Source organism: Streptomyces sp. P5F9 (assembly GCF_057961495.1).
The window spans coordinates 1-4,216 of sequence record NZ_JBXVPZ010000649.1 but is presented as its reverse complement, the minus strand read 5'-3'; the positions used below and the strand labels follow the sequence as shown (position 1 = coordinate 4,216).

4 protein-coding genes are annotated in these 4,216 nt (G+C 70.7%); 2 read left to right on the top strand and 2 right to left on the bottom strand.

What is annotated here, in order from left to right; all coding sequences use genetic code 11:
* A partial coding sequence (locus tag AC31A1_RS47695) for an acyl-CoA dehydrogenase family protein (protein WP_489659317.1) occupies positions 1 to 982 on the bottom strand: 982 nt, incomplete at its 3' end.
* A 156-nt stretch (positions 983 to 1,138) separates the two neighbouring features.
* Positions 1,139 to 1,504, bottom strand: coding sequence for a four-helix bundle copper-binding protein (locus tag AC31A1_RS47690; protein WP_393754959.1), 366 nt, complete (start codon positions 1,502 to 1,504; stop codon positions 1,139 to 1,141).
* A 169-nt stretch (positions 1,505 to 1,673) separates the two neighbouring features.
* Here AC31A1_RS47690 and ppk2 point away from each other — a divergent pair, with 169 nt between their 5' ends.
* Both ppk2 and AC31A1_RS47680 read left to right on the top strand, forming a co-directional pair.
* On the top strand, positions 1,674 to 2,477 hold the full coding sequence (gene ppk2 / locus AC31A1_RS47685) for a polyphosphate kinase 2 (protein ID WP_489659316.1): 804 nt from the start codon (positions 1,674 to 1,676) through the stop codon (positions 2,475 to 2,477).
* Between the two features lie 22 nt (positions 2,478 to 2,499).
* A partial coding sequence (locus tag AC31A1_RS47680; RefSeq protein ID WP_489659315.1) for a SulP family inorganic anion transporter occupies positions 2,500 to 4,216 on the top strand: 1,717 nt, incomplete at its 3' end.

Below are 4,216 nucleotides of genomic sequence, written 5' to 3'. Positions count from 1 at the left end.
CTCGGCGGGCCTCGGAGCCGTAGACCTTGACGGCGGAGGCGTCCTGGGGGGTGAGGGTGCCTTCCTGGACGGCGTTCACCATCTGCCAGTTGAGGAGTTTCATCGCGTCGAGCCTGGCGTAGGTGCGGGCGAGCAGGCGGCGGACCCAGGGGAGGTCGACGACGCGGCGGCCGTCGGCGAGTTTGGTCTCCATGGCCCAGTGCTGGACGTCGTGCAGGGCGCGGATCGCCATGGTGCCGTGGGCGGCGAGGGTGACGCGCTCGTGGTTGAGCTGGTTGGTGATCAGGCGCCAGCCCTGGTTCTCCTTGCCGACGCGGCGGGTGACGGGGACGCGGATGTTCTCGTAGTAGCTGGCGGTGGTGTCGTGCGAGGCGAGGGTGTTGATCACCGTGCAGGAGTAGCCGGGGTCGGCGGTCGGGACCAGGAGCATGGTGATGCCCTTGTGCGGCGGGGCGTCGGGGTCGGTGCGGACGGCGAGCCAGACCCAGTCGGCGGTGTCGCCGTTCGTCGTCCAGATCTTCTGGCCGTCGACGACGTACTCGTCGCCGTCCCGTACGGCCCGCGTCTTCAAGGCGGCCAGATCCGTGCCGGCCTCGGGCTCGCTGTAGCCGATCGCGAAGTCGATCTCGCCGGCGAGGATCTTCGGGAGGAAGTACGCCTTCTGCTCGTCGGTGCCGAACTGCATGATCGTCGGGCCGACGGTGTTCAGCGCCATCAGCGGCAGCGGCACGCCCGCCTGCGCGGCCTCGTCGAAGAAGATGAACTGCTCCATCGGCGTCAGCCCGCGCCCGCCGTACTCCTCGGGCCAGCCGACGCCGAGCCAGCCGTCCGTGCCGAGCCGGCGGATCGTCTCGCGGTAGAAGCGCTTCTGGGCGGCCGGGTCGTCGTAGCGCGAGTAGGCGTGGTCGGGCACCAACTCGGCGAAGTAGGCGCGCAGTTCGGTGCGCAGCCGCTGCTGCTCGGGCGTGTATTCGAGATGCACGGCGCCTCCAGGCTCCCCAAGGCCGGTCCTGACGGCGCACACCGTAGAACGTGTTCCAGAAATAGGGAATGGCGAGGCGGCAATGCCCCTGAAGAGGCCGTAGGCGCCCGTCAGTTCAGGGTGGCCGTGGGCTTCAGGTCAGCACAGCCACGGACTTCAGTTCAGCGTGGCCATGAACTCCGTGCACGCCCGCGCGCAGTCCCGGCACGTCTCCGCGTCCGCCTCGGCGCCCGGCTGCGCGTCGAGGACCTGCGCGCACTCCAGGCAGACGAGCAGGCACCACTTGGCCTGGAGGCGCAGGGCGGACTCGTCCTGGAGGTTCTGCTCGGCCAGCATCCGGCAGGTCGCGTCGCACACCTCCGCGCACAACAGCGCCTTGCGTCGTACGAGTGCCTCGTGGTCGGTGGCGTCCGGATCGGAGCGGCTGACCCGCAGCACGCAGGCCCGCGCACACTCGGTGCAGGCCTGTGCGCAGGCGAAGCGGTCCTCCAGAAACCGGACGAGCTCCTGTTGCGTGGTCATGGCTGTCACACAGTCCGGGTTGCCGCTGCCGTCCGGCGCAAACCCGGCAGAGCACGCATCCGGAGCAGGCATCCGGGGTGCGCGCTCCTCCGCCGGTCAGTACGGTGCTGTCCAGGTGTTCGACCTTGGACACAGGGAACCGCGCACGTCATCGAGGGGTTGAGGCAGCATGGCCGGCAAGAAGGCGACGAAGCTGCCGCGCGCGAAGTACGAGACCGAACTGCTGCGTCTGCAGACGGAGTTGGTGAAGCTCCAGGAGTGGGTGCGGGCCGAGGGCACCCGCCTGGTCGTGGTCTTCGAGGGCCGGGACGCGGCGGGCAAGGGCGGCACCATCAAGCGCGTCTCCGAGCACCTCAACCCGCGTGTCGCCCGGATCGCCGCGCTGCCGAAGCCGACCGACCGCCAGCGCACCCAGTGGTACTTCCAGCGCTACGTCGAGCATCTGCCGGCCGCCGGGGAGATCGTCCTGTTCGACCGCAGCTGGTACAACCGGGCCGGCGTCGAGCGCGTGATGGGCTTCTGCACCAAGGAGGAGTACCAGCTCTTCCTACGCCAGTGCCCCATCTTCGAGCGGATGCTGGTCGAGGACGGGATCGTGCTGCGCAAGTACTGGTTCTCGGTGAGCGACGACGTCCAGGAGGAGCGCTTCCGCCGCCGGCTGGACGATCCGCTGCGCCGCTGGAAGCTGTCGCCGATGGACCTGGAGTCCCTCACCCACTGGGAGGCGTACTCGCGGGCGAAGGACGAGATGCTGGTGCACACCGACGTCTCGGAGGCCCCGTGGTACGTCGTCGAGAGCGACGACAAGCGCCGGGCCCGCCTGAACATGATCGCCCACCTCCTCGGCTCCCTCCCCTACCGCGAGGTGTCGCCCCCGGTCCTCGAACTCCCGCCCCGCCCGCCGTCCACCGGCTACGAGCGCCCGCCGCGCGACCTGCAGACCTTCGTCCCGGACCACGCGGCGAGCCTCTGAGCCGGTCGGGCCGAGGAGCACCATGTCCCCCAGCCCGGGCGGACGCGTCCTGAAGTGGCGGCGCCTGACGCCCGGAATCGCCGCGCTGGCCGGATACCGGCGCGCGTGGCTGCGCGGTGATCTGCTGGCCGGTGTCACGGTCGCCGCGTACCTCGTCCCGCAGGTGATGGCGTATGCCGGGGTGGCCGGCCTCCCGCCGGTCGCCGGACTGTGGGCGATCCTCCCCGCGCTCGCCCTGTACGCCGTACTGGGCTCGTCCCGGCTCCTCTCGGTCGGCCCCGAATCGACGACCGCGCTGATGACGGCGACGGTCGTAGGCCCGCTCGCCGCTGGCGACCCGGCCCGCTACGCCACCCTCGCCGCCGCCCTCGCGGTCACGGTCGGCCTGTTGTGCCTCGCCGCATGGGCGGTACGGCTCGGCTTCGTAGCCGATCTCCTCTCCCGCCCGGTCCTGATCGGCTACTTGGCGGGCGTGGCCCTGATCATGATCGTGGACCAACTCCCCAAGCTCACCGGGGTGTCGACGACGGGTTCGGCATTCTTCCCCCAACTCTGGTCGTTCCTACGGCACTTGGGCCAACTCCACCCGCCCACCCTCCTGTTCGCCGCCGTCACGCTCGCGTTCCTGTTCACGGCGGCGCGTCTGTCCCGGATGGTGCCCGGCCCGCTGCTGGCCGTGGTGCTGGGCACGGCAGCCGTGGCCGCCCTCGGCCTCGACGACCGCTACGGCATCAAGGTGATCGGCCACGTCCCGGCGGGACTTCCCACGATCGGCCTGCCCGACCTCGCCCAACTCCCCCACCTGGTCCTGCCCGCACTCGGCGTCCTGCTCGTCGCCTACACGGACTTCATCCTCACCGCCCGCGCCTTCACCGGCGGCGAGGAGGACGACGGCCCCGGCCTGGACGCCGGCCAGGAGTTCCTGGCGCTGGGCGCGGCCAATCTCGGCGCCGGCGTCCTCCACGGCTTCCCGGTGAGCAGCAGCGCCAGCCGCACCGCGCTGGCCTCCTCGGCGGGCGCCCGCAGCCAGGCGTACTCACTGATCGCCGGAGCGCTCGTCCTCTCGGTCCTCCTCTTCCTGAGCCCCCTGCTCACCCGCACCCCCTCGGCGGTCCTCGGCGCCCTCGTCGTCTACGCCGCCGTCCGCATGATCGACCTCACCGGCTTCCACCGCCTGGCCACCTTCCGCCGCCGCGAACTCCTCCTGGCCCTGGGCTGTTTGACCGGAGTGCTGGCCCTGGACATCCTCTACGGCGTGATCGTCGCCGTGGGCCTGTCGGTGGCCGAACTCCTCACCCGGGTGGCCCGTCCGCACGACGCCGTCGAGGGCCTGGTTCCCGGTGTCGCCGGCATGCACGACGTGGACGACTATCCGCAGGCCCGCACGATCCCCGGCCTGCTCGTCTACCGCTACGACTCACCGCTCTTCTTCGCCAACGCGGAGAACTTCCGCCGCCGCGCCCTGGCCGCCGTAGCCCAACAGGCAGTCCCCGTCCGCTGGTTCGTCCTCAACGCCGAGGCCAATGTCGAGGTCGACATCACCGCCCTGGACGCGGTCGACGAACTCCGCCGCGAACTCGCCCAGCGGGGCGTCGTGTTCGCCCTCGCCCGGGTCAAACAGGACCTCCTCACCGACCTGGAGGCGTACGGCCTGGCGGACTCGGTCGGCACGGACCACATCTTCCCGACCCTGCCGACGGCTGTGGCCGCGTACCGGGAGTGGAGCGGTGTGTCTGGTG

Coding starts and splice junctions, on each gene's coding strand:
- AC31A1_RS47690 (WP_393754959.1), bottom strand. CDS start 1,504: ATGACCACGCAACAGGAGCTCGTCCGGTTTCTGGAGGACCGCTTCGCC.
- ppk2 (WP_489659316.1), top strand. CDS start 1,674: ATGGCCGGCAAGAAGGCGACGAAGCTGCCGCGCGCGAAGTACGAGACC.